The organism is Bradyrhizobium sp. 141 (genome assembly GCF_023074055.1).
Lineage (GTDB): Bacteria > Pseudomonadota > Alphaproteobacteria > Rhizobiales > Xanthobacteraceae > Bradyrhizobium.
This window is the reverse complement of the sequence record NZ_JADPKR010000046.1, coordinates 77307-101695: the sequence shown is the minus strand read 5'-3', so window position 1 is coordinate 101695 and position 24389 is coordinate 77307. Positions and strand designations below refer to the sequence as shown.

Annotated in this window: 22 protein-coding genes; 9 read left to right on the top strand and 13 right to left on the bottom strand. The window is 64.9% G+C overall.

Annotated features, from left to right (window positions below):
* Positions 1-3: 3 nt before the first annotated feature.
* Entirely contained in the window at positions 4-1911 is a 1908-nt protein-coding gene (locus IVA81_RS13695) for a diguanylate cyclase (RefSeq protein ID WP_247318312.1), read from the bottom strand.
* A gap of 173 nt (positions 1912-2084) precedes the next feature.
* Positions 2085-2300 carry a hypothetical protein gene (locus IVA81_RS13690; protein WP_247318309.1) on the bottom strand — a complete coding sequence of 72 codons (216 nt, stop codon included), beginning with the start codon at positions 2298-2300 and terminating at the stop codon, positions 2085-2087.
* 106 nt (positions 2301-2406) lie between these two features.
* On the opposite strand from IVA81_RS13690, the gene hemE reads away from it, so the two are divergent.
* Entirely contained in the window at positions 2407-3441 is a 1035-nt protein-coding gene (gene hemE, locus IVA81_RS13685) for a uroporphyrinogen decarboxylase (protein WP_247318306.1), read from the top strand.
* A 171-nt stretch (positions 3442-3612) separates the two neighbouring features.
* On the opposite strand, the gene hemC is transcribed toward hemE, so the two are convergent.
* Genes hemC through IVA81_RS13670 form a run of 3 tightly spaced genes read right to left on the bottom strand, consistent with a single transcriptional unit; the run spans position 3613 to position 6886 of the window.
* A complete protein-coding gene (hemC, locus tag IVA81_RS13680; RefSeq protein ID WP_247318289.1) occupies positions 3613-4593 on the bottom strand; it encodes a hydroxymethylbilane synthase in 981 nt (326 codons plus the stop codon).
* A 25-nt stretch (positions 4594-4618) separates the two neighbouring features.
* The gene (locus tag IVA81_RS13675; RefSeq protein WP_247318286.1) at positions 4619-6241 is read right to left on the bottom strand and encodes a choline dehydrogenase; all 1623 of its coding nucleotides are present in this window, start codon (positions 6239-6241) and stop codon (positions 4619-4621) included.
* 54 nt (positions 6242-6295) lie between these two features.
* Positions 6296-6886: a TetR/AcrR family transcriptional regulator gene (locus IVA81_RS13670; protein ID WP_247318206.1), complete on the bottom strand. Its 591-nt coding sequence runs from the start codon at positions 6884-6886 to the stop codon at positions 6296-6298.
* A 102-nt stretch (positions 6887-6988) separates the two neighbouring features.
* Between IVA81_RS13670 and IVA81_RS13665 the strand changes: the two genes are divergently transcribed.
* Positions 6989-7354 (top strand): nuclear transport factor 2 family protein, encoded by a 366-nt coding sequence (locus IVA81_RS13665; RefSeq protein ID WP_247318189.1) that lies wholly within the window; start codon positions 6989-6991, stop codon positions 7352-7354.
* 26 nt (positions 7355-7380) lie between these two features.
* On the opposite strand, the gene IVA81_RS13660 is transcribed toward IVA81_RS13665, so the two are convergent.
* Positions 7381-7860 carry a MarR family winged helix-turn-helix transcriptional regulator gene (locus tag IVA81_RS13660; RefSeq protein ID WP_247318428.1) on the bottom strand — a complete coding sequence of 160 codons (480 nt, stop codon included), beginning with the start codon at positions 7858-7860 and terminating at the stop codon, positions 7381-7383.
* A 50-nt stretch (positions 7861-7910) separates the two neighbouring features.
* Here IVA81_RS13660 and IVA81_RS13655 point away from each other — a divergent pair, with 50 nt between their 5' ends.
* Complete coding sequence (locus IVA81_RS13655; RefSeq protein ID WP_247318425.1) at positions 7911-9425, top strand: FAD-dependent oxidoreductase; 1515 nt, start codon at positions 7911-7913, stop codon at positions 9423-9425.
* A 273-nt stretch (positions 9426-9698) separates the two neighbouring features.
* The gene (locus tag IVA81_RS13650) at positions 9699-11660 is read left to right on the top strand and encodes an EAL domain-containing protein (protein ID WP_247318186.1); all 1962 of its coding nucleotides are present in this window, start codon (positions 9699-9701) and stop codon (positions 11658-11660) included.
* Between the two features lie 124 nt (positions 11661-11784).
* On the opposite strand, the gene IVA81_RS13645 is transcribed toward IVA81_RS13650, so the two are convergent.
* From IVA81_RS13645 to pgm, 4 genes are all read right to left on the bottom strand, one after another.
* Entirely contained in the window at positions 11785-12765 is a 981-nt protein-coding gene (locus tag IVA81_RS13645; RefSeq protein WP_247318182.1) for a PDR/VanB family oxidoreductase, read from the bottom strand.
* A gap of 11 nt (positions 12766-12776) precedes the next feature.
* Positions 12777-13529 carry a GntR family transcriptional regulator gene (locus tag IVA81_RS13640; RefSeq protein WP_094892757.1) on the bottom strand — a complete coding sequence of 251 codons (753 nt, stop codon included), beginning with the start codon at positions 13527-13529 and terminating at the stop codon, positions 12777-12779.
* Between the two features lie 3 nt (positions 13530-13532).
* Entirely contained in the window at positions 13533-14582 is a 1050-nt protein-coding gene (locus IVA81_RS13635; protein ID WP_247318166.1) for an aromatic ring-hydroxylating dioxygenase subunit alpha, read from the bottom strand.
* Between the two features lie 290 nt (positions 14583-14872).
* Positions 14873-16519, bottom strand: coding sequence for a phosphoglucomutase (alpha-D-glucose-1,6-bisphosphate-dependent) (gene pgm, locus IVA81_RS13630; protein ID WP_247318164.1), 1647 nt, complete (start codon positions 16517-16519; stop codon positions 14873-14875).
* 240 nt (positions 16520-16759) lie between these two features.
* Here pgm and IVA81_RS13625 point away from each other — a divergent pair, with 240 nt between their 5' ends.
* Both IVA81_RS13625 and IVA81_RS13620 read left to right on the top strand, forming a co-directional pair.
* Positions 16760-17896, top strand: coding sequence for an alpha/beta hydrolase (locus IVA81_RS13625; RefSeq protein WP_247318161.1), 1137 nt, complete (start codon positions 16760-16762; stop codon positions 17894-17896).
* A gap of 52 nt (positions 17897-17948) precedes the next feature.
* Positions 17949-18755 carry a transglycosylase SLT domain-containing protein gene (locus tag IVA81_RS13620; RefSeq protein WP_247318158.1) on the top strand — a complete coding sequence of 269 codons (807 nt, stop codon included), beginning with the start codon at positions 17949-17951 and terminating at the stop codon, positions 18753-18755.
* 102 nt (positions 18756-18857) lie between these two features.
* Here IVA81_RS13620 and IVA81_RS13615 read toward each other — a convergent pair whose 3' ends face one another.
* Positions 18858-19673: a response regulator transcription factor gene (locus tag IVA81_RS13615; RefSeq protein ID WP_247318138.1), complete on the bottom strand. Its 816-nt coding sequence runs from the start codon at positions 19671-19673 to the stop codon at positions 18858-18860.
* Positions 19674-19966: 293 nt separating this feature from the next.
* Here IVA81_RS13615 and IVA81_RS13610 point away from each other — a divergent pair, with 293 nt between their 5' ends.
* Together IVA81_RS13610 and IVA81_RS13605 are read left to right on the top strand one after the other, a co-directional pair.
* Positions 19967-21127 carry an acyltransferase gene (locus IVA81_RS13610; protein ID WP_247318135.1) on the top strand — a complete coding sequence of 387 codons (1161 nt, stop codon included), beginning with the start codon at positions 19967-19969 and terminating at the stop codon, positions 21125-21127.
* A 143-nt stretch (positions 21128-21270) separates the two neighbouring features.
* Positions 21271-22068: an MBL fold metallo-hydrolase gene (locus IVA81_RS13605; protein WP_247318133.1), complete on the top strand. Its 798-nt coding sequence runs from the start codon at positions 21271-21273 to the stop codon at positions 22066-22068.
* A 27-nt stretch (positions 22069-22095) separates the two neighbouring features.
* On the opposite strand, the gene IVA81_RS13600 is transcribed toward IVA81_RS13605, so the two are convergent.
* Together IVA81_RS13600 and IVA81_RS13595 are read right to left on the bottom strand one after the other, a co-directional pair.
* Positions 22096-22974 carry an aldose 1-epimerase family protein gene (locus tag IVA81_RS13600; RefSeq protein WP_247318129.1) on the bottom strand — a complete coding sequence of 293 codons (879 nt, stop codon included), beginning with the start codon at positions 22972-22974 and terminating at the stop codon, positions 22096-22098.
* Positions 22975-23057: 83 nt separating this feature from the next.
* Positions 23058-23570 (bottom strand): hypothetical protein, encoded by a 513-nt coding sequence (locus IVA81_RS13595; protein WP_247318125.1) that lies wholly within the window; start codon positions 23568-23570, stop codon positions 23058-23060.
* Here IVA81_RS13595 and IVA81_RS13590 point away from each other — a divergent pair.
* Entirely contained in the window at positions 23547-24260 is a 714-nt protein-coding gene (locus tag IVA81_RS13590) for a glycosyltransferase family 1 protein (protein ID WP_247318122.1), read from the top strand. The genes IVA81_RS13595 and IVA81_RS13590 overlap by 24 nt on opposite strands.
* Positions 24261-24389 lie beyond the last annotated feature (129 nt).

Genomic DNA, 24389 nt, shown 5'->3' with positions numbered 1-24389 from the left:
GTCTTACTGGCCGGATGCCCTGGGCAGCAGGAAGTCCATGACCTCGACGGACATCATCAGGCGGTCGCGGCCTGCGTCCTTGGCGGCGTAGAGCGCCCGGTCGGCAGCTTCAACCAGGGAGGTCACGCCGGCCGTGCGCTCCAGCGCCGGCCGGCAGGTCGCGCCGCCGATCGAGGCGGTGACGCATCCAGACGCCAGATTGCTGCTATGAACGAGGCCGGCCTCGTGAATGGCAGTGCGGATCCGTTCGCCGATCCGGGCGCAGCCGGCGGCATCGGTATTCGGCAGCAGCATGGCGAATTCCTCGCCGCCATAGCGCGCCGCCAGATCACCGGCGCGCTGCGTCTCGGCCGCGATGATCTTTGCGACCAGGCGCAGGCAGGCATCGCCCGCGGGATGGCCGTATTCGTCGTTATAGGCCTTGAAGTGATCCACATCGATCATCAGCAAAGCGAGGCTGGAGCGGTCGCGATAGGCGCGCGCCCATTCCTCCTTCAGCCGCTCGTCGAAGCGACGGCGATTGGCAAGGCCGGTGAGGCTGTCCTCGATCGCAAGCGTCTCGAGCCTGGTCTCGAGCTTCTTGTGCTCGGTGATGTCACGGGAGATCGCGACCACGCCGTCGACGCGACCATTGTCCTTGCGCGTCACCCGCATAGTCGACTCAAGCCAGACTTCGCCGTTCTGCCGGTGCGCGTTACGGTAGGTGAGGCGCGCCTCCTCCCTCTCGCCACGCTTCATGGCGTCGACGATCGCCTGGACCTCCGGCAGATCCTCCGGATTGATGCCCGCCAGTGCCGGCGTGCCGATCAACTGATTGGCGCGCCAGCCGACGACGCGCGCGGACGAGGGCGAGACATAGCGCAGCCGCTCGTCGAGCCCGATGCGGGTCACCATGTCGCTGGAGCCTTCCGCGAGCAGGCGGAAATGCGCCTCCTTTTCGGTCAAGGCCGCGGCCATGCGCTGGCCCCGCTGCAACTGCCGCACCAGCACGGCACCGATGATTGCAATCAGCATCACCAGCGCGATGACATAGAGCATGCGGGAGATTGCCGCGGCGCGCCAGGGCGCCAGCAGTTCGGCCTTGTCGACGGTGGCGAGCAGGAGGAGTGGGTAGCGGCTGCTGCGCTTGAAGAAGCTGACGCGCTCGGCACCGTCCAGCGGCGACTTGAAATGATAGGCGCCGCTCGGCCGCTGCAGGCTGGCGTCGCGGAACAAGGGCTTGTCGGAAACGCTGCGTCCGACGAATGTCTCGTTGCTGGGATTGCGCGCGATCATCAGGCCGTCGCCATGCGTGAGCGACACCGAGCTGTTGCGGCCGATCTCGAACTGCTCGTAGAAATGCGCAAGATATTTCGAGCTGATGGTGGCGAGCACGACGCCGCCGAAGCTGCCGTCGGGCTTGTTGAAGCGGCGCGACAGGGTGACGACCCATTCGCCGTCGAGCAAACTCTTCACGGGGCGGCCGACATGGGCCTCGCGCTTGGGTGAGAGCTGGTGATGGCGGAAGAAGGCATCGTCAGTGAGGGTCGAACCGATCGTGCCGGGCGAGGTCAGCCAGTTGCCCTGGTCGTCAATGATGGCGAGGCTGTGAATGCGCTCGATCGCTTTCTTGCGCGCATCCAGCAGGGTGCGCAGCTTCGCGATCGTGGCAGGTCCGGCGCCGTCCATCTCCAGCCGGCTGACGACGCCGACGACACCGGAATCCAGGAGATCGAGGCTGTCCTCGGTATGCTGGGTGAGCGAGCGGGCGACGTTCGCCATCTCGGTCTCGGCGCCCCTGAGCACCGCGTCGCGCGCGGCCCATTCGCGCCAGCCGCTGACGCCGAGGATGGTCACGCAGGTCAGCACGACGAACGCTGCCGCGCGTAGCGGCAGGCGGCTCCATCCAGCTCGTTGGGTAGCAGCGCTCATGCGGCAGAGTTTCTCCGATGTTTCGGAACCTCTGCCGCTTCTGTTATAGAACTCTGAAAGTACCGCCGGAATAGGCCGCGATAGGCCGGTTTTCCGTAGTCGTACGGACGCTGCGATCAGCGCATCGCTAACAGGACATTAGCAAGCCGATCGGAATCCGGCGTCGCACTCCGCTAGCTGAAGATGGCCTTAACCTTGTCCCAGAGCGAGGGATTGTCCGCATCCGCATCGGCCTTCGAGGGCGTCGGCTGGGTGGCGCTCACGGGATCGGACGCTGGGAAGGTATCCTTCAGCCCGGCGTCGAGCTTGGCGTGGCCGTCGGCAGCGAGCGCTTCACGCAGATCGTCGGCGTGCTTGTCATGCGGCGCGGGATTGAATGTCTCAGCCATGATGTCCTCCATCGGCTGGTCAACGCGGCCCTGTTGCGCTGGTTCCCCTGTTCCGCTGCGGGCCGAGCCGGTGTATCAGGAGCCATAACCCTGTTCAGGACCATTCGTGCCCCAATCTGCAAAAAAGTCCTTCATCGACGTGCTCTCCGGCCAGCGCCAGAGCATCCCGCCCATGTGGATGATGCGGCAGGCCGGCCGCTATCTGCCGGAATATCGCGAGGTGCGCGCCAAGGCCGGCGGCTTCCTCGATCTCTGCTTCAACCCGGAGCTTGCGGCCGAGGTGACGCTGCAACCGATCCGCAGGTTCGGCTTCGATGCCGCGATCATCTTCTCGGATATTCTGGTGATCCCCTATGCGCTCGGACGCTCGGTCCGGTTCGAGGTCGGCGAGGGCCCGCGGCTGGATCCGCTGGATGATCCCGCAAAGGTCGCGACGCTGGCGCCGCACGCCGATCTCGGCAAACTCGCGCCGGTGTTCGAGGCGCTCAAGCTCGTGCGCGGCGCGCTGGATCCTGAGGTCGCCCTGATCGGCTTCTGCGGCGCGCCGTGGACGGTCGCGACCTACATGGTTGCTGGCCAGGGCACGCCCGACCAGGCGCCGGCACGGATGATGGCCTACCGGCATCCGGAGGCATTCGCGAAAATCATCGACGTGCTGGTCGAGAGCTCGATCGAATATCTGCTGGCGCAGCTCGCCGCCGGCGCCAATGCCCTGCAGATCTTCGACACCTGGGCCGGTGTGCTGCCGCCGGCCGAATTCGCGCGCTGGTCGGTCGAACCGACGCGGCGCATCGTGGAGGGCGTGCGGGCCAAGGTGCCGGATGCGAAGATCATCGGATTCCCGCGCGGTGCCGGCGCACAGCTGCCTGCTTACGTCGAGGCAACCGGCGTCAATGCCGTCAGCATCGACTGGACCGCGGAGCCGGCCTTCATCCGCGAGCGCGTCCAGAGCAAGGTCGCCGTGCAGGGCAATCTCGATCCGCTGGTGCTGATCACGGGCGGCGCCGCGCTCGACCGCGCGGTGGACAACGTGCTGGCCAATTTTGCGCAAGGGCGCCTGATCTTCAATCTCGGCCACGGCATCCAGCCGGAAACGCCGATCGCCCATGTCGAGCAGATGCTGAAGCGCGTGCGGGGCTAGTTCGTGCCGCCCCTGAGGGGCCGGAAACAAAAACGCGAAAACAACCCCATGCACAGTAGACAAGTCATTGAAAGATTTGGGCTGGCATGGCGCGGCTCCGCGCGCGTTTGACACGTCGGGCAAAACAGGGGCATGGTGCCATCATCGCCCCAATGACATTTTGGTAAGAGCTCAGCGCGGCCGGCTGCGCTCGATGATCTCGGCGGCACCCTTACCCAGCAGATCCAGGCCCACCGCACGGCCGAGTTCGCGCGGGCGATTGGCGGGACCTGCGCGCGAGGCTTCGATGATGGTGTTGCCGGAGAGATCGAGCACGGATGCGGTGAGCGACATCTGATCGCCCGCGATGGTCGAGAACCCCGCCACCGGCGAATTGCAGTGGCCGTTCAGCACCCACAAGACCTCGCGCTCGGCATCCGCGCTGGCATGCGCGGCGGGATCGTCGATCGATGAAAGGATTTTTCGCGTTTGCCAATCCTGCGCCGCGCATTCGACGGCGACGATGCCCTGCCCCGCCGCAGGCAGCATCTCCGCCGCGGTGAATTCGTAGGCGATGCGGCCGGCGAGGCCGACGCGGTCGAGGCCCGAACGCGCCATGATCAGCGCGTCGGCCGGGCCCACGGCGCCGCCATCCGGCAGGCGCTGCTTCTCGCCATTGTCGAGTTTTCGCACGCGCGTGTCGGCGGCACCGCGGAAGTGGATCACTTCCACATCCGGAAACAACCGACGCGCATAAGCGGCGCGGCGGACGGCATTGGTGCCGATCTTGAACCCCTTGCCGCCGGACTGGCGCAGCGCCTCCAGTGTTACGCCGTCCCGCAGCACCAGCGCGTCACTGGCCGGATCGCGCGACAGCGTGGCGCCGATGACGAGGCCCGGCGTGTCCTCGTTGCCCGGCATGTCCTTCAGCGAGTGCATCGCCGCCTGCAATTCGCCCGACAACACCGCGGCGCGGATCTGCGCCACAAAGGCGCCGCCCTTGCCGCCATGCGGCAGCAGCTTGCTGGTCTGGTCGAGATCGCCCGTGGTGTCGAACTTGACGATCTCGACGTCAAGACCGGGCACGGCGGCGGTCAGGCGGCGCGCGATCTCTTCCGTCTGTGCCAGCGCCATCGCGCTCTTGCGGGTGCCGATCCGAAGTCGAATAGCCAAGCTGTCGTCCTTTCACCGCGCGAGATTACCGCGCATCCTCCAATATCATGTCGGAGGCCTTTTCGGCGATCATGATGATCGGCGCGTTGGTGTTTCCCGAGACGAGGTCCGGCATGATCGAGCCGTCGACGACCCGAATGCCTTCGAGCCCCCTCACCTTCAACCGCTGATCGACCACCGCGAGCGCATCATTGCCCATACGACAGGTCGAGGTCGGATGGTAGATGGTGCTGCCGCGCTCGCGGCAATAATCCAGCAGCTCGGCATCCGTAGATACCTTCGCCCCGGGATCGTATTCGCTGACCACAAATGGCTGCATCGCCGGCGCATTCAGGATCTTGCGCAGGATTTTCAGGCCTTCGACGTTGGTGGTGCGGTCGGTCTCGGTCGACATGTAGTTGATGCGAATTTCCGGCGGCACGGTCGGGTCGGCGCTCTTGATGCGCAAGGTTCCGCGGCTTTCGGGGCGGAGCTGGCAGACCGAGGCAGTGAAGCCGGAGAAATCGTGCAGCTTCTCGCCCATCTTGTCGGTCGAGAACGGCAAGAAATGCACCTGGATATCGGGCGAGGCCAGCCGCGGGCTGGTCTTGAAGAACGCGCCCGCGGTGCCGGCTGCGATGGTCAGCCAGCCCTTCCGGAATAGCGCATAGCGCGCGCCGGCCATGGTGCGGCGGAGCGGATGATTGACGGTGTCGTTCAGCGTGATCTTCTGCGAGCAGCGCATCACGATGCGGACCTGCATGTGGTCCTGGAGGTCGTGACCGACGCCCCGCGCGTCCAGCACGACATCGATGCCATGCTTGCGCAGGAGATCGGCGGGACCGACGCCGGAGAGCTGCAGCAGCTGCGGCGAATTGTAGGCTCCGCTCGACAGCACGATCTCGTTGCGGGCGCGGGCGCGGCGGGTTTGCGCGCCTTGCCGATATTCGACGCCGACGGCGCGGCGGCCCTCGAACAGCACGCGCTGGCCGAGCGCGCCAGTTTCGATCTTGAGATTGCCGCGGGTCTTGGCCGGACCAAGATAAGCCACCGAGGTCGAGGCGCGGCGGCCGTTGCGCGTCGTGGTCTGGAACAGGCCGACGCCTTCTTGCGTGGCACCGTTGAAATCAGGGTTGTAGGGCAGACCGGTCTCGACCGCGGCGTCGATGAAAGCTTTCGACAGCGGATCGGTCACGACCATGTTGGACACCGGCAGCGGACCGCCGCTGCCATGATACTGATCGGCCCCCCGCGACTGGTTCTCGGCCTTCTTGAAATAGGGCAGCACGTTGTCATAGCCCCAGCCGGTGTTGCCGAGCTGGCGCCAGCGGTCGTAGTCCTCGTGCTGGCCCCGGACATAAAGCAGACCGTTGATCGAGCTCGAGCCGCCCAGCGTCTTGCCGCGCGGCTGGAACACCTGACGTCCCTTCAGCTCGGGCTCCGGCTCGGTCTGATACATCCAGTTGACGGACTTCTCCTTGAACAGCTTGCCATAGCCGAGCGGCACGTGGATCCAGATGTTGGAATCCTTCGGGCCGGCCTCGAGCAGCAGAACGCTGTGCTTGCCGTTCGCCGAGAGCCGATTGGCGAGGACGCAGCCGGCGGAGCCGGCGCCGACGATGATGTAGTCGAATTCGGGATCGGATGGTGCGAGAGAGTTTGCGGTCATCTGTTGCTAGTCTTCTTGTTACCATGGACGTTTCCGTTTCGTCACTTAGCACAATCATTCCCGCACGCGCAGCGCCTCGACCAGCGACTTGAACGCACGGGCATATTCCGCACCAGCCCTTGCGATATCCGCGCGTCCGGCGCAGGCCACCGCAGCTTCCGTCACCGCGCCGAGCAGCAGCCGCGCCAGTGGCTCGACCGGCTGGCGCGCGATGATGCCGGCCTCCATCGCGGCCGCGATCGCACGCGGCAGCTTGCCGCCGAAATGTTTGGCGTCGATCTCGCGCCAGCGCTCCCAGCCGAGCACGGCCGGACCGTCGCGCAGGATGATCTGGCCGGTCGGGCCCTTCGCCGTCGCGGCAAAATAATGCTGGGTGCCAGCGACCATCGCGGCGAGCACGTCCGTCTCGGCGCGCGCGGCACCGTCGATCTCCACCACGAGGTCGCGCGAGACCTGGTCGAACACGGCTTCGAACACCGCCTCCTTGTTCTTGAAGTGATGATAGACCGCGCCCTTGGCGATGCGGGCTCCGTCCGCGATCTCGTCCATGGTGGTGGCGGCAAAGCCTTGCGTCCCGAACAGGCGACGTGCCGCCGTCAGGATCGCTTCCAATGTCGCCGCCCGCCGCTCCGCCTGTTTCGCCATGGTTCTCTCGTCTAGTCGAATTCGAACCATGCAGCCAGTTGACTTTTCGACCACCGGTCGGTACTTACCGACTATCAGTCGGTTTTAATCGTGAGGTGCGCCATGCCGAGCCGGGACATCGTCGAAGCCTTTGCCAAGCGGCTGGAGGAAGGGGATTTCATTGGCGCGATCGAGCAATTCTATACGCCCGATGCCGCCACCTACGAGAACAACGCCGCCCCGACGGTCGGGCGGGACAAACTCGTCGCCAAGGAGCGCGGCGTGCTGGCGGCTTCAAAGGAGGTCAAGGCCGTGCGCATCGGGCCGAGCTTGATCGAAGGCGACCATGTCGCGGCCCGCTGGAAGTTCAGCTTCACGAATGCAGAGGGCGTCACACGAACGCTGGACGAGATCGCGTGGCAGACCTGGCAAGGCGACAAGCTGATTGAGGAACGGTTCTATTACGATCCGAAGCAGCTTGGGCGGTGACTAAATGCGCTCTACGTGAGCGACTTTCAGCTTGGGAGATCCGGTGCGATCATCGCGTCTGCGAGCTTGCGCATCAAACGCACGAGATCCTCGACGTCCTGATCGTCCCAAGTCGCAAACATCGCCGCGACAATCCGTTCGCGGGCCCTGTCGACCGCGTCTGTCATGGCTTTGCCGGTGGGGGTAACGGTGGCTTCGCTGACGCGACGATCCGTTTCGCTGGCGTGGCGTTTGGCCAAACCCAGACTTTCCAGTTTCGCGACCTGCCTGCTGACCGTGGTGTAGTCCCGTCCCATCCGGTCGGCGAGATCGACGACCCCGATCGGGCCGCGCCGCTCGATGCCGACGAGCAGCGGAAACAGCGCACGATCGAGCGAGATGCCCGCCTCGCGGATCATCATGTCGTCGCCCTGCCGGCGGTTCATGACGCTGACGATGTCGATCAACGCTTCGTGAAGCGAGCGCACCTGCTTTTTAATATGTGTATTTTGCACTCTTCTTGACATCCCGATCACCCTCTGCCTAATGTGTGCATATTACACATATTGAGGGTGCCATGACAAAGCAATTCGCTCCGGATGTCCTGATCTGCGGAGCAGGCGCGGCCGGCCTTACGCTCGCCATCGACCTTGCGCGGCGAGGCGTGTCCTTTCGGCTGATCGAGAAGCAAGACGGCCCGTTCCAAGGGTCTCGCGGCAAGGGAATCCAGCCTCGAACCCTCGAGATTTTCGAGGATCTCGGCATCGTCGACCGCATCGTTGCCGCCGGCGGTCTCTACCCGCCGCAGCGCAAATACCGCGATGACGGCAGCTTCATCGCATCAGAGATGGCAGAGCACACGGCCCCTCCCCCCGCCGAGCCCTACAACATGGCGCTGATCATCCCGCAATTTCTGACCGAAGCTGTGATGCGCGAACGCCTGCTCGGACTCGGCGGACGAGTGGAATTTGGTTGCGAATTGGTCGGCCTGGAGCAGGATGAGGACGGCGTGACTGCGCGTCTTTCAGGCGGAGCCGGCGAAGAGACGCTACGGGTGCATTACCTCATCGGCGCCGATGGCGGCCGCAGCTTCGTGCGTCACGAACTCGGTATTGGTTTTCAAGGCAAGACGCTCGGCGTACGAGCCGTCGTAGCCGATGTTATCCTGTCGGGGCTGGACCGCACGGCGTGGCACCGTTTCAACGATGGCGCGATGGATCGGCAGATCTCGCTGTGTCCGCTGGCCGGAACGGAGCTGTTTCAATTGCAGGCGCCCGTTCCGCTCGAAGGCGAGGTCGATCTATCGGCCGAAGGACTTTCGATGATGGTCGCCGAGCGCACGGCGCGCAACGATATCCGCATTCAGTCCGTGCATTGGGCGTCGGCCTATCAGATGAACGCGCGCCTCGCCGATCGCTACAGGGACGGCCGCGCATTTCTGATTGGCGATGCGGCTCACATTCATCCCCCGACGGGGGGACAAGGTCTCAACACCAGCGTGCAGGACGCCTATAATCTCGGCTGGAAACTGGCCGCCGCTATCGGCGGCGCGTCCGCAACTCTGCTCGACAGTTACGAGAGAGAACGGCGCCCCGTCGCTGCAACTATGCTCGGCCTTTCCACCGACTTGCTGGAGGCGGCCAAGCGCGGCGACATGAGGCGCGGCCGCGAGGTGCAGCAACTCGACATCGGCTATCGAGGATCGCCCTTGGCACTAGAACTGTCAGGGCACATCGCAGGCCCGTTCGCGGGAGCTCGTGCACCGGATGCGCCGCTACGCGGGGCCGCCGGACAGCCGATACGCTTGTTCGGGTTGCTTCGGGGGACTCATTGGACGCTGCTTGGCTATCAGGTGAACCGCGGGGCCGTATCGGCGCGCACTGGACTGCACATCCATTGCATCGGCCCGAATGCCGAGCTCGTCGATGAAAGCGAGCACTTTCGCGCGGCGTACACCGTGTCGCCGGGGGATTGGGTGCTGGTGCGTCCTGACGGTTACATTGCCGCCTTCGTCAACTCCCAGCAGATCGACAGGCTCACGCACTTTCTGGCCGAACAGGGGCTTCCTGAACCCGCGTCAGCCCGGCCTTGAACGGGCGATCCAGTACTCCGAGACGGTTGTGATCGAACCGAGCGGCCGCCCGTACTGGATGCCCCGGTCAAGCCGGGGCACGACAGCAAAGATGGTGGCGAACATTTCCGCTGCCATCACGCATTTGTATCGATTTGTTATCGATACTGCCGATCGAACACGCAGAAGTGGTCACGCCGACCGCCGCAAACGGGGATAATTCATAGTTCCTCAAAGGTTTGCAGCGAATTCTCCCGGATCGAGCCGGACAAGCGGCCGATGCTAGGCTCTGGGATGCGGACTCAAACGACCAGTTATGTCGCGCGGCTCTTCGCCGGCGATCTGTCGGCCTTTGGCGGTCCCGCAACCGACGAAGCCGTGGCCGGCCATATCCGCGCCGAACAGATGTCGCTTGTGCTCGGCTATTCAATCGGCATCATGCTCGCCAATGCCTGCAACGCCATCGTGCTCGCCATCGCGCTCTGGCAGTCGCCGGACAGGATGCCTGCCCTGATCTGGGCGGTCGCTGTGGCCGCCGCCGCAATCGGATTCGGCGCCCAATCCCGCGCCGCGCGTCGCATCACAAAACCGCAATTCGTCTCGCGCCGCGCCATGCATCGGCTGGTACGAAATGCCTTCGCCCTCGGAGCGGCCTGGGGCATCGTCCCGGTCGCCTTTTTCGCCGATGCCTCGACCGGCGGCCAGCTCGTCATCACCTGCCTGTGCTCGGGCATGCTGGCCGGCGGCGCGCTCGCCTTCGCCACCATCCCGATCGCGGCCATCGCCTTCACGGCGCCCATCTTCCTCGGCATCGCCATCTGCCTTGGCAGGAACGGCGATCTGGCCTTTCTCCTGATCGCTTTCCTCGTCGTGGTCTATGGCAGCGTGCTGCTGCGTGGCGTCTTCATCAATTCGTTCGCCTTCGCGCGCCGCGTGATGCGGCAGATCGAGGCGGAGCGGACGGTGCGGCTGGATCCTCTGACCCATCTGCCCAACCGCGTCGCCTTCAACGAAACGCTCGATGCCGCCTTGAGGCGGCTCGCTTTGTCCGGCGAGGAGTTCGCGGTGCTGCTGCTCGATCTCGATCGCTTCAAGGAGGTCAACGACAAGTTCGGCCATCCTGCCGGCGACGAATTCCTGGTCCAGATCGCGAGCCGCCTGCAGCGCTGCACGCGCGCGGCCGAACATGTCGCACGCATCGGCGGCGACGAGTTCGCGCTGGTGATGGCCAATCTGGCGCGCCCCGAGGAAGCACTCGAGATCGCCGAGCGCTTCGTCGCAGCCTTCGAGGAGCCGTTCCAGATCGAGGGCCGCCAGATCGTGGGCGCGACCAGCGTCGGCATCGTGCTGGCACCGCGCGACGGCACTACGCCGCTCGACGTCATGAAGAATGCCGACGCCGCGCTCTACCGCGCCAAGAAGGCGGGGCCGGGCACGATCCGCTTCTTCGAGGAAGCCGACGACAGGGTCTCGCGCGATCGCAAGGCGCTGCAATCAGACCTCGCCGGCGCGATCGCGCGAAACGAGCTATTCCTCGTGTTCCAGCCGCTCCTCGATCTCGACGAAAGCCGGATCACCGGCTTCGAGGCGTTGCTCCGCTGGCAACATCCGGAGCGTGGACTGGTGCCGCCGAGCGAATTCATCCCGATTGCGGAGGAGACCGGGCTGATCCACGAGATCGGCGAATGGGTCATCCGCCGCGCCTGCGCCACCGTTGCCAAATGGCCTGACGAGATCAGGGTCGCCGTGAACTTCTCCGCGGCGCAGTTTCACAACGCCGGCATTCTCCAGACCATCGTGCAGGCGCTCAGCGACGCCAAGATCGCCCCGCACCGGCTCGAGATCGAGATCACGGAATCGATGCTGCTGTCGAAATACGGCTCGGCCGAGTCGGTTTTAAACGCGCTGCTGCAGCTCGGTGTCACCGTGGCGCTGGACGATTTCGGGACGGGCTTCTCCTCCCTCACCTATCTGCGCAAGCTGCCGTTCAACCGCATCAAGATCGACCAGTCCTTCATCCGTGACATGCTGGTGCAGCCTGACTGCGCGGCCATCGTGAAATCGGTGATCGGCCTTGCGCGCGACCTGCGCATCGGTGTGGTCGCCGAGGGAGTAGAGACCGCCGACCAGCTCGAATATCTCAGGCAGATCAGTTGCGACGAGGTGCAGGGCTATCTGATCAGCCGGCCGGTGCTGGCGGACGGCGTGCTGGCGCTGCTGGAGACGAAGAAGTATCGGGCGATTTACGCGGCTTGAAGTTCGCCAGTGTGAGATGCTGACACTTCCACAGCGTCATGGCCGGGCTTGACCCGGCCATCCACGCCTAACCAAACGGATCGGAGAACGTGGATGCCCGGGACAAGCCCGGGCATGACGACCCTCAAATCGCATCCGCGCGCAACAGCGTATCCACGGTAATCGTGCCCCGCGCGCGGGAGACGCAGGCGCAGATCTTCTGGTTGCTTTGCTTCTGATGATCGCTGAAGAAGACGTCGCGATGGTCGATCTCGCCGTCGACCGCGACCACGTCAATGGCACAGAGGCCGCATTCGCCGCGCTTGCAGTCGTACATCACGTCATGGCCGCTGGCATTGAGCACATCCAGCATCGAGCGTTCTCGGGGGATTTCGAGCTCGACATCGGATCCCTTCAGGCGCACGCGAAAGGTCTCGGTCGGCAGCGTGCCGCTGGAGCCGAAGGTTTCGTAGCGGAGATCGGGGAGCGGATGGCCGGCGCCGATCCAGGCGTGACGCGCGGCGTCGAGCATGCGCATCGGGCCGCAGAACAGCGCCAGCGCGCCCTTGGGGAGCGAGGCGAACACCGCGTCGAGATCGAGCCGCTGGCCTTCGTCGCTGGCGTGAACGACCAGGCGATCCCCAAGCATCGCGGCGAGATCGTCGAGATAAGCGGCCTCGCCGCGCGAGCGCACCGCATAATGCAGCATGACGTCGGCCCCGCGCCGCGCCAGTGCCTGCGCGGCGCCGAGGATCGGGGTGATGCCGATGCCGCCGGCAATCAGGCAGTAGCGTTCGCGCGCCCAGTCGACTGCAAGCAGCGAGGCGGGCTGCGTGATGTCGAGCCGCGCGCCCGGCTGCAAGGACCACATGTAGCGCGAGCCGCCGCGGGAATCATCCGTGCGGCGCACCGCGATCTTGAAGCCTTGCGAGGTGGCTTCACCGACCAGCGAATAAGACCGCGTCTCCGGCAGGCCGTCGATGGTGACGCTGATATTGATGTGGCTGCCGACCGGATAGGCCGCGCCGTCGAACTGATCGGGACGGATCAGGAATTCGCGGATGCCGGGTGCGAGATCGCGGGCCGAGACCAGCGTCGCGGGAATCCAGGTTTCGATGAAGCGCATGGCTGCTGCCCTCAATCGGTTGCGGTTTTGATCAGCGCGAGCGCCGGCAAGAGGTCGAGATGGGTGCGGTTGCGCAGCGCGAGGCGAAGGTTTCGCACCGCGAGCCGCGCGTGCTCGCGCATGATCGCTTCGGCGCGCGCACCCTCGCGGTTCTCGATGGCGTCGATCACGACGCGATGGTGCTCCTGGCCGATGATCAGGATCTGCTGCGCCTCGGGGAGCGCGGATTGCGCCATCACGAAGCCGCTCGGGGATGCAAATGGCAGCGCGGAGGCGCGGTCGATCTGGCGGATCAGCGGCGGGCTGCGCGACAATTCGGTGAGCAGGGCGTGGAAGCGCGCATTCAGCGCGACATAGGACGAGAAGGCCTCAATCGAGATCGGCACCTGGCGCAACAGCTCGTCGATCGCGGCGAGGCACTCCTTCAGCGGCTCCAGCTCGCGCGCCGAGACGCCGCGCTCGGCGGCGAAGCGCGCGGCGAGGCCTTCCAGCGTGCCGCGCAGCTCGATGGAATCGGAGATGTCGCGCTCCGAAAACGCCTTCACCATGAAGCCTCCGGAGGGGATCGCCTCCAGCAGGCCCTCTTCCTCCAGCCGCACCAGCGCCATGCGGACCGGGGTGCGCGAGGCGCCGGTCGTCTCCACCGCCTGGAGCTCGGAGATGCGCTCGCCCGGGCGCAAGGCGCCCGACAGGATCTGGTCGCGCAGCGCGAGCTGCGCCTTCACGGTCTGCGAGACGGAGCGGTCGACCTCACGCTCGGCCATGTTCTACTCCGCGGCCTGGAGATGCTGCGGCCCGTTTTCCTTCGCCACCATTTTGTCGATCAGCTTGCGCGTCCACATCGCGCCGGCGTCGATATTGAGGTTGTAGAAGATGCGGTCGGGGTTCTCGTCCATGGCACGCTGCTGCGCCTCGAGGATCAGCTCGTCCTCGTGGAAGATGCCGGAGACGCCCTCGCGGATCTCGCTGGTGATGCGCTGCTCGTCGAGCTGATAGTTGCGCACGAAGGCCCAGAAATAGTGACAGGTCTTCTCGGTCTCCGGCGTGATGGTGTTGAGCACGAAGCCGTTGACGCCCTGCGAGCGGTCGCCTTCGGGCGCGCCGGTGCCGGTCGGCGCGACGCCGACGTCGATCGCAATGGTGCACGGCGCTTCGAAACGGATGATCTGCCAGCGGTCGACGAGACCCGGCTTGCCGAGCTGCTTGGCCCAGAACGGCGGCGGCTCGATGCCGCGCATCCAGCGCGTCACCGTGACCGTTTTCTCGCCATGGGTGACGTCGAACGGGGCCTCGGCGACCGCCTCGTTGCCGATCGAGGAGCCGTGCACGAAAGTCTCGTGGGTGAGGTCCATGAGATTGTCGAGCACGAGGCGATAGTCGCATTTGACGTGAATGGTCTTGCCGTCGCCGGCCCAGGCCGGATCGTGATTCCAGTGCATGTCGGGGACCAGCGCGGGATCTGCCAGCGCGGGATCGCCCATCCAGAGCCAGATGTAGCGGTGGCGCTCGACCACGGGATAGGCGCGCACGCAAGCCGACGGGTTGATGGTCTCCTGCGAGGGCATGAAGGTGCAGCGGCCCTGCGCGTTGTATTTCAGGCCGTGATAGCCGCAGACGACGGTGTCGCCTTCGAGCCGCCCCTTGGACAGCGGCACCAGCCGATGCCAGCAGGCATCCTCCAGCGCGGCGACCGAGCCGTCGGCCTTGCGGTACATCACAATGTGCTTGCCGCAGATCGTCCGCGGCAGCAGCGCCGGCTTCACCTCGGCGTCCCAGGCAGCGGCGTACCAGGCGTTCATCGGGAAGGGTTTTGTCACTGGCAATCTCCCTCGGCTTATGAATACGTTATGTATACAATAACGGAGGTCTGGAATCGTTCAAGCCCTAAATATGCTGTATTTTATTACCGTTCATCTCATGTCTGTATACAAACGCAGCCCGCTAAAGATGTCGGCGGGAGCGACGATCAATCCGACAGCGTCATGGCCGGGCTCGTCCCGGCCATCCACGAGTTGCCGCGGCACGAAGAACGTGAATGCCCGGGACAAGCCCGGGCACCACGACCTGTCGTGAATGCTCCGATGCGAATTTTCCGCGCGTAGAGCCGCTACGCCCCGAACACCTTCGCCAGCCCCGCCCGGGCCTCTTCCTGAATCCGCTTCAGGTGCTCGGTGCTGCGAAAACTCTCGGCGTAGATCTTGTAGACGTCCTCGGTGCCGGAGGGCCTGGCGGCGAACCAGCCGAAATCGGTCTCGACCTTGATGCCGCCAAACGGCTGGCCGTTGCCGGGCGCCTTGCTCAGGGTGGCGCGGACGGGGTCGCCGGCGAGATCCCTCAGGCCGAGCTGTTCGGGCGTGACGGATTTGAGGATGTTCTTCTGCGGTCCTGTCGCGGCAACATCGATCCGCGCATAATGCGGCACGCCGAACTCTGCGGTGAGATCGTTGAACAACTGGCTGGGATCGCGGCCGGTCTTGGCCATGATCTCCGCGGCGAGCAGGCCGAGGATGATTCCGTCCTTGTCGGTGGTCCACACGGTGCCGTCGCGGCGCAGGAACGAGGCCCCTGCGCTCTCCTCGCCGCCGAAGCCGAAGCCGCCCTTGAGGAGGCCATCGACGAACCATTTGAAACCGACCGGCGTTTCGACCAGCTTGCGACCGAGCTTCTTTGCGACGCGGTCGATGATCGAGCTCGACACCACGGTCTTGCCGATCGCGGCATCCTTGCTCCAGTTCGGACGATGCGCGAACAGATAGGAGATCGCGGTCGCAAGATAATGGTTCGGATTCATCAGGCCGCCCGTGCGCGTCACGATGCCGTGGCGGTCGGCGTCGGTGTCGTTGGCAAAGGCGACGTCGAAGCGGTCGCGCATTCCGATCAGGCTCGCCATCGCGTAAGGAGAAGAGCAGTCCATGCGGATCTTGCCGTCCCAGTCCACCGTCATGAAGCGGAAGGTCGGGTCGATCGCCTCGTTCACCACCGTGGCCTTCAGGCCGTAGCGCTCGATGATCGGATGCCAATAATGCACGGCGGCGCCGCCGAGCGGATCGATGCCGATATTGATGCCGGAGGATTTGACCAGGTCGAGGTCGACGACATCGCCGAGATCGGCGACATAGGGCGTCACGAAGTCGTAGGCGTGGACGTTCGCGGCTTTCTTCGCCTTGTCGTAGTCGATGCGCTTCACGCCCTTCAGCCCCTCGGCGAGGTAGGCATTGGCGCGCTTTTCGACCACGCCCGTGACGTCGGTGTCGGCCGGACCGCCATGCGGCGGATTGTATTTGTAACCGCCGTCTTCGGGGGGATTGTGCGAGGGCGTGATGACGATGCCGTCGGCAAGGCCGCTGGTGCGTCCCTTGTTGTAGGTCAGGATCGCGTGCGAGATCACCGGCGTCGGCGTGTAGCCGCCGTCCTTGTCGATCATGACGTCGACGCCGTTGGCGGCGAACACTTCGACGGCACTGACCAGCGCGGGCTCGGCCAGCGCATGGGTGTCGATGCCGATGAAGAGCGGACCGGTCAGGTCCTTTTCTCGCCTGTAGTCACAGATGGCCTGCGTGGTCGCGAGGATGTGGCCCTCGTTGAAGGTGTTCTTAAACGATGTGCCGCGATGGCCGGAGGTGCCGAACGCCACGCGCTGCGCGGGATCCGCGACGTCGGGCTTGCCGGCGAAATAGGCTGTCACCAGCCGCGGAATGTTGGTGAGCGCGTCCGGCGAGGCCTGCTTGCCCGCCGCGGGATGAACATCAGCCACTGAAGTACCTCGTCTGTCGCAAGAGATCACGGGGATACCATAGCATCGGCCGACATCCCGCCAAGGGCACAACTCGCGCGAGGGAGCAGGCGTTCCTCGGGTGCCAAGCCGGAATGACCATGCTGTAGCCCGCATGAGCGAAGCGATATGCGGGACCATTCCGCCCCCGATGTCGCTTCGCTCATCCGGGCCACGGGATCATGCTATGCTCCACGCCATCGAGGCCTTCCGAATCGTTCCATGGCTCTTTCGCGCAAGCTGCTGCTGCTGATCGCCGGCCTCGTCGTGGCCGGCGCGCCGGCGCGCGCCGCGGAATTCTATACCGAGGATTTGCGCATCCCCATGGCTGAGGCCGGGCCGCAGGGGCTGGAGGCCTTTCTGGTCCGCCCGGCGGCAGCGAAGCGCTATCCGCTCGCGCTGCTCAGCCACGGCTCGCCGCGCAGCTTCGACGATCGCGCAACGATGTCCGCGCACAAATATTACGGCATCGCGCTCGAATACGCCCGGCGCGGCTTTGCGGCCCTGATCGTGATGCGGCGCGGCTACGGTACCTCGCCCGGCGGTCGCGTCGACAGCGTCGGTGGTTGCGCCAAGGCCGCTTACCTGCCCGCGGCCGCGGTCGCGGTGGCGGACTTACGCGCCGCGATCGATGCGATGGCGCGCCGGGCTGACGTCGCGACAACCGGCATGATCGCAGCCGGCCATTCCGCCGGCGGGCTCGCAACGGTCGCGCTCACCGCGCAGGCGCCCCCCGGCCTTGTCGCCGCGATCAACTTCGCCGGTGGCCGCGGCTCGCACGACGACGACGACGTCTGCAATCCGGATGGGCTGGTGCAGGCCTTCACCACCTTCGGCAAGACCTCGCGCGTACCGATGCTCTGGGTCTATGCGACCAACGATTCGTATTTCGGCCCCGACCTCGCGCGCCGCCTCCATGACGGATTTCGCTCCGGTGGCGGCAACGCGACATTCATCGCGGCGCCGGCTTACGGCGACGACGGCCACTACCTCTATTCGGTGGGGGGCCGTCCGCAATGGACGCCCTATGTCGACGCCTTCCTGCGCGAGCGCGCCCTCCTCAGTCGCGACATCCTGAGCGCGCCCGATTCTTTGCCGCCGCCGCGCCAGCTCAACCAGGCCGCGCGGACCGAGTTTGCCCGCTATCTCGCCAGCATGCTGCCGCACAAGGCTTTCGCGGTGTCGCCGAACGGCGGCTACGGCTGGCGCGCGGGACGCATCACGGCCGACGACGCCCAGCGCGACTCGCTGGCGGCCTGCATGAAATGGTCGCCCACCTGCACGCTCTATGCGATTGACGACCACCTGGCCGGCCCCTCGCAAACGACGTCCACCGATCAAAGCGCCCGGGCGCGCTAGTCGCCGCGCGCCGGAGGCCGGTTTATTAACTCCGGAGCTCTATGACAGACCCATGCTGCGGGATCGGGCACGCTTCAATCTCAACGCGACGTGGAGACACGTGGTGCTCGTCCTGCTGTTGTCGGCCCCGCTCTGCGCACAAGCCGGAGACGGCGATATGGACGAGCCGCGCGCGACGTCGGCGATCTCCAACGGCAGGGCGGAGCTCGGCGCCGGCGAGACTCCGTCATCCCGGGCAATGATCCGGAAGATCATCGAGCGAGAAACCGAGAAGACCGATTTACCGGCCGATATCGCCGAAGCGGTCGTGTTCGTCGAAAGCGGCTACAATTCGGCCGTCGTCGGCAGCGTCGGAGAGATCGGCCTGATGCAGCTGCGGCCCGAGACGGCGGCGATGCTGGGCTTCCGGGGCACCGAGGCGGAGCTCGCCGAACCCGACATCAACATCCATTACGGGGTGCTTTACCTCAGCCGGGCCTGGCGCCTGGCGGGCGGGGACATCTGCCGCGCCCTCATGAAATACCGGGCAGGCCATGGCGAGGAAGAGATGACGCCGCGGTCGCACGTCTATTGCAACCGGGCCCGTAACCGTCTTGTCGCCATGAATTCCAGGGCTCTGGACGCCGAGGTCGCGGCCGTTCCGGATCCGGCGCCCCGGCCGACTCCCGCAGCTCCTGCGGCGACTCCGGCAAAGCCGGCGCCCCGTCCGAAGATGTCGGTGCAGCCCAAAACGGTCTATGCCCGCTATCGTCAAGGCAGCGCGGCCGCGAGCCGCGCCTATTGGGCCGCCCACGAGGCCCGGATCAGCCAGATCAAGGCTCGCATCGAAGCACGATGGAAGCGCGTCGCATCGCGTTGACGACGATGCGGCGGGCTTCGGCCGCTATTGTTTGAGCATGATCTTCTCGGAAAACCGCTGCACACTTTGCGCTCACGCGGCCCTTCGGGTCCGGATCATGCTCTACAGCCGCTCACTAAGCGCCAGCTTGTAGCCGACGCCGGTGACGGTCGCGATCACGGGGGTGCCGCTGCCGACGAGCTTGCGGCGCAGCCGCGCCACCAGCGCGTCGACCGTGCGGATGTCGACCTCGGCCTGGCGGTTGCTGACGACCTCGATCAGATAGTCGCGGCTGAGCGGCCGTCCGTCGGCGCCGACGAGCGCCGCGAGCAGATCGAATTCGGCGCGGGTCAGCGCCACCGGCTTGCCGTCGCTGCCGAGCAATTCGCGCCGGGTCAGGTCGATGATCCAGTCGCCGAAGGCGATCGAATTGTGGTTGCGGGCTGCTTTGCGGTCGAGCGAGCGCCGCCGCAGCACGCTGCGTGCGCGCGCGAGCAGGTCGCGCAGATTGATCGGCTTGGTGACGTAGTGATCGCCGGCAATCTCGAGACCGAGGATGCGATCGACGTCGGTGTCGCGGCGCGTCACGAAGATGATGCCCGCATTGCTGGTCGCCTGGATCTCCTTGGCGAGCTCGAAGCCGTCACCGTCGGGCAGCTGCAGATCGAGGAAGACGAGATCGGTGCGCGCGCGCAGCGCCTGGCGGCATTCCGCGCAGGAGCCGGCGCCGACCACGTCGAAATTGTTCTCGCTGAAATAGCCGACCAGCATGGTCCGCGTCACCGGATCGTCCTCGACGACGATCAGCCGCTCGCGGCCGGCGGGACGCACTTCCTGACGTGCGGAATCAACCAATGTCTTGGGTATCCTGTGTGCCTGCGACCCGACCTGGCGATCCATCTCGCCGCGCAATGCGCCGTCATGTGAACGTACATTCACGACTTGTTCGAGCCCCCGAAATTAGCCGCCGGAATATTAGGCGGGTTGCGACGCGCAAACAATATTGCTCATGATCTTCAACCATTAAGTATGAATTGGCCCACAATTCTCAATCCGCGCATCATAGCGCAGGATGGCCCTTGTGGGGGCCTGCGCCGGCCCGCGGAGGCCAATCCCTGACATTCGGCCTCGGACTCAACCGCCGGTTAACGTAAAAAAGGCCTTCGGCTTCGGAAGGCCGGGCTGCGCCTCTATTGTCCCGCCTGCACAATCAGAACCACGGAGCAGGCGTGATGCAGGGGCAGGCCCGGTTGGCTGCCGGTCGAACCGAGCAAGGCACGGCGCCGTTCGCCCGTTCGCACACGCTCGATGTCCTGCGCGGCCTTGCCATTGCCGGTGTGATGGCAATCCACGTTTCGCAGGCGTTTCCGTCGAACATCCACGCCGTCGATTTCGCCTTCATGTGCGGCTGGACCGGCGTCAACGTGTTCTACTTCGTCAGCGCCATGACGATGTGCCTGATGTGGACGCAGCGCAGCGGCGAGACGAATCCGACCGGCAAATTCTACATCCGGCGCTTCTTGCGCATCGCGCCGCTGTTCTGGCTGGCGATCCCGGTCTACCTCGCCATCAACGGCACCGGACCGAGCGCCAACGCGCCCTACGGCATCGGGCCCGTTCAGGTGATCCTGACCGCGACCTTCCTGCACGGCTTCTGGCCGGACAGCGTCAACAGCGTAGTGCCGGGCGACTGGTCGATCGCGGCGGAGATGACCTTCTATCTCGTCTTCCCGCTTCTGATCACTGCGTTCGGGTCGCGCCGCCATCTCTATGTTGCGCTGGCGATCGTGCTGCATCTCGTCAATGTCTGCCTGTTCAAGCCGTGGGCCTTCGCGCTGTTCTCGGCCTATTACGGCCCCGGCCACGAGGCATTCGTCTGGACCACGCTCCACATCAGCTTCCTGAACCAGCTGCCGGTCTTCCTGATCGGATGCGCGCTGTTCTTCGCGCTGCGCGACGGCTTCACGAGGTCCGACGCCGCGATCTTTGCCGTTTTCATCGCGCTGTCCTTTGCCGCCGACCGCGCAACCGGCTCGCACGAATTCAACTATCTGATGATCAACCTCGTGCTCGGCGCGCTGGTGGCCGGCTGCATCAAGCTTGCCATCCGCTTCCAGCCGCTCGAGACGCTCGGCCGCAATTCCTATTCGATGTATCTGTCGCACTTCGCGGTGATCTATGGCTTGCGTCAGCTCTGGCCGGTCGCGGATGGACTGGTCTCGCTGCTCACGGCCTATGTCGTCACCGCCGCGCTGAGCTACCTCGTCGCACGCGCGACATGGCATCTGGTCGAACGGCGCGCGCAGGACCTGGCGCATCGCCTGACAACCGCGGGACCGGGCCGATCAAGACTCCGACCGACCATTGCCGCCACCGCGGCCGGCATGCGCTGAACGCCCTGCTCTGTCCCTGCCGGCCCGAGGCGGCTTGCTTCATTGCCGCCTTCGTATCTACTGTGAAGACTCTTCACGCTGGAGTGGGCACGATGGAGGTCATACTGCTAGGCACCGGCGGCCCGCGCCCGGACCCTCACCGCATGGCGACGACCACACTGATCAGGCTCGGCGACGAGAATATCCTGTTCGACGCCGGCCGCGGCGTCATGGTGCAGCTCAGCAAGGCCGGCGTTCCGCTCGGCGCCATCAACACGGTTTTTCTCACGCACCATCATTTCGACCACATCGGCGACCTCTACGACGTGATGCTGAATTCATGGATGGCCGGGCGCAAAGACGCGCTGCGCATCTACGGCCCTCCGGATACCGAGCGGCTCGTCCACACGCTGATCACGCAGGTCTACGACAAGGACATCACCTGGCGCGACAAGGGCGAGCCGACCTTCGGCGGCTGGAAACCCGTCGTCGCAACGGACATCGTACCAGGGCCCGTTCTCGACACCGGGCGCTGGAAGATCAGCGCCGAGCTGGTCTCGCATGGCGATGGTCTCGACATGCCGGCGGCCTTCCTCGCGCGATGGATGTGTCTCGGCTACCGCTTCGAAGCGGAGGGCAAGGTCATTGCAATTTCAGGCGACACTGTCCCCTGCCCCGGGCTCGAGCGGCTGGCACAGGGAGCCGACCTGCTTGTTCAGTGCTGCTTCCTGGCAACGCCGGAGATCAACAACGAGCACCTTCGCCGCCTTGCGAAATTCACGATCGCCTGCGGCGATACCGTCGGCAAGATCGCGGCCAAGGCCGGCGTTAAGAAGCTCGCGCTGACCCACCACCGGCCGCGCACCGACGATGCCATGCTGAACGCGCTGCTTGCGGATGTCAGGCAGGACTATGCCGGTCCTGTCGTGCTCGGCGAGGATCTCACGCGGATCGAGGTTTGAGGGCCATCGATCAGCTCGCCTTGGAGTTCAGGACGATCCGACCTCGATCCGGAACGACAAGCTCTCTTCCGCGCCCGGCACGATATGCATCAGGCCCGGCTTGTCGCTGAACTCGCCGTCGAAGCCGGCGGGACTGGCATAGCCGCGCCAGGGCTCGATACAGAGGAACGGCGCGCCGGATGGTTTCGACCAGACGCCGAGTTCGCGAAAGCCGCGCCAGGACATTTTGAGCCAGGGGCCGGTGGACGCAGCATAGCGGGCCGCATTGCTCTCGATCCGGTCGAAAATGACAGCGTCGTCGGTGAAGAGGGATTCGGACAAGGGGAGCACCGTACCTTTGACCGGGCTCGGCTCCGTTGCCGAGCGCAGCAATCCGCCCTCGAGACGGCGGACGGGAGACGACTCCGCGCCGGCGAAGGTCAGCGCGTAGCTCTCCTTGGCAAGTCCCGGCTGGAGCGGCCAGTTGAACGCGGGATGACCGCCGATCGAAGCCGGCAATGTCTCCTTGCCGGTGTTGGCGATCACGAGCGTCAGGTCGAGGCCGGCATCATCGAGCGTATAAATTGCGGTCAGCCGGAACGGGAACGGATAGAGCGCGCGCGTCGCCTCGCTGTCTTCGAGCACCAGCGTGCAGCGGCTCTCGCCGCGCTCCGTCCACGCAAAGCGGCTGTCGCGCGCAAAGCCGTGCTGGGTCATCCGATACGTCTTGCCCCGGTGCCGCAATTCGTCCTTGGCGAGGCGCCCGACGATCGGAAACAGCAACGGCGCATGGCGCGGCCATTCCGGCCCCGCCTGCCAGACGAATTCGACGCCGCCCCCGTCCTTCAGCGAGCACAGCTCGGCGCCGTGCGCCTTGACGGTTACGGTGAGCCCGCCGCCGCGGAGGGAGTGGCTGTCATCGCTCATGCGCGACATCTACACCGCGACCTCACATGCAGCAAGGCGGCGCCAGCCATGCAGCCGGCGCCTCAGCGCCCTGCAGAGCTGCGTCATATTTTTGTACCTAACGGTTGCTCCTTTGCAATTCGTCCGCCGCCGGCTTTTTCGGAAACGCGGCCCGGATCCCCAAGAACAATTCTGGTAGCCAATTGAAATTCTTCATCAACGGCCGCTTTCTGTCGCAAAAACTCACCGGCGTTCAGCGTTATGCCGCAGAAATCGTCAAGGCGATCGACGCGCAGCTGGCGTCGGAGCAAACGCCCGCCTCGCTGCGGAACGCAGACTGGCAGTTGCTGACGCCCGTGGATGCAAGCGAAGACCTTCACCTCGAGCGAATCAAGATTCGCACCGTCGGCCGCTTGCGCGGGCATGCCTGGGACCAAATCGATCTGGCGCGCGCCGCTGCGGGCGGCCGCCTGATCAGTCTGGCCAATTCCGGCCCGGTGTTCCATCGCGACCACATTGTCGTGATCCACGACGCACAGGTGTTTCGCAGGCCGGACTTCTTCAGCTGGCGCTATCTGGCAGTCCACCGAACGATGGGCCGGCTGCTCGCCCGACACGCAAGCATCGCAACCGTATCGGCTTTTTCGCGCAAAGAGCTTGCCGAGGTGCTGAATCTGTCAGCAACGGCGATCCCGGTCTTCTCCAACAGCGCAGAACACTTCGCCAAGACGAAGCCGGATCCCGGCATCATTGCCAGACTTGGGGTTCAGCCGCAGCAATTCTTCCTCTATGTGGGCTCAAGGACCAAGAACAAGAATCTTTCCGTCGCGATCCGCGCTGTCCAGTTGCTCGATCGGGCCGACGTTCCGCTGGTCATCGTCGGAGGCGACAACAGCAAGGTCTTCCAGGACAATTCTGGCGACGGAGCTTCCGGCCTGCTGCTGGCGGGACGCCTGACCGACAGTGAGATTGCAGCACTCTATGCGCATGCATCGGCATTTGTGTTCCCCTCGCTCTACGAGGGGTTTGGCGTGCCGCCGCTGGAAGCCATGATCTTCGGCTGTCCGGTCATCGCCTCGACCGCCGATGCGGTCGTTGAGACCTGTGGTGATGCAGCTGCGTATTTTCGCGCCAGCGACGCCGAAGCGCTGAAGCAGCTCATGCTCGAAAGATTGGCAACCGGCGCCATCTCTGATCAGGAACGCATGAGGCAGCAGGATCGCGTTGCATTCTATTCGTGGAAGAAATCGGCGAAGGCTCTGCTCGATCATCTCGCAGGCCCGGCGAACGTCGCCAGCGCGGCTTGAAATCAGACGCAACTCGCCTATCGCGCGCAAAAGCTCCCGCACAAGCGTCTCGCAACTCGCTTGCCTTTGCATAGTTCCATGAAACTTTTTTGTTTTTGTAACGACTTGCAAGCATGCGAAAGGCTTGGC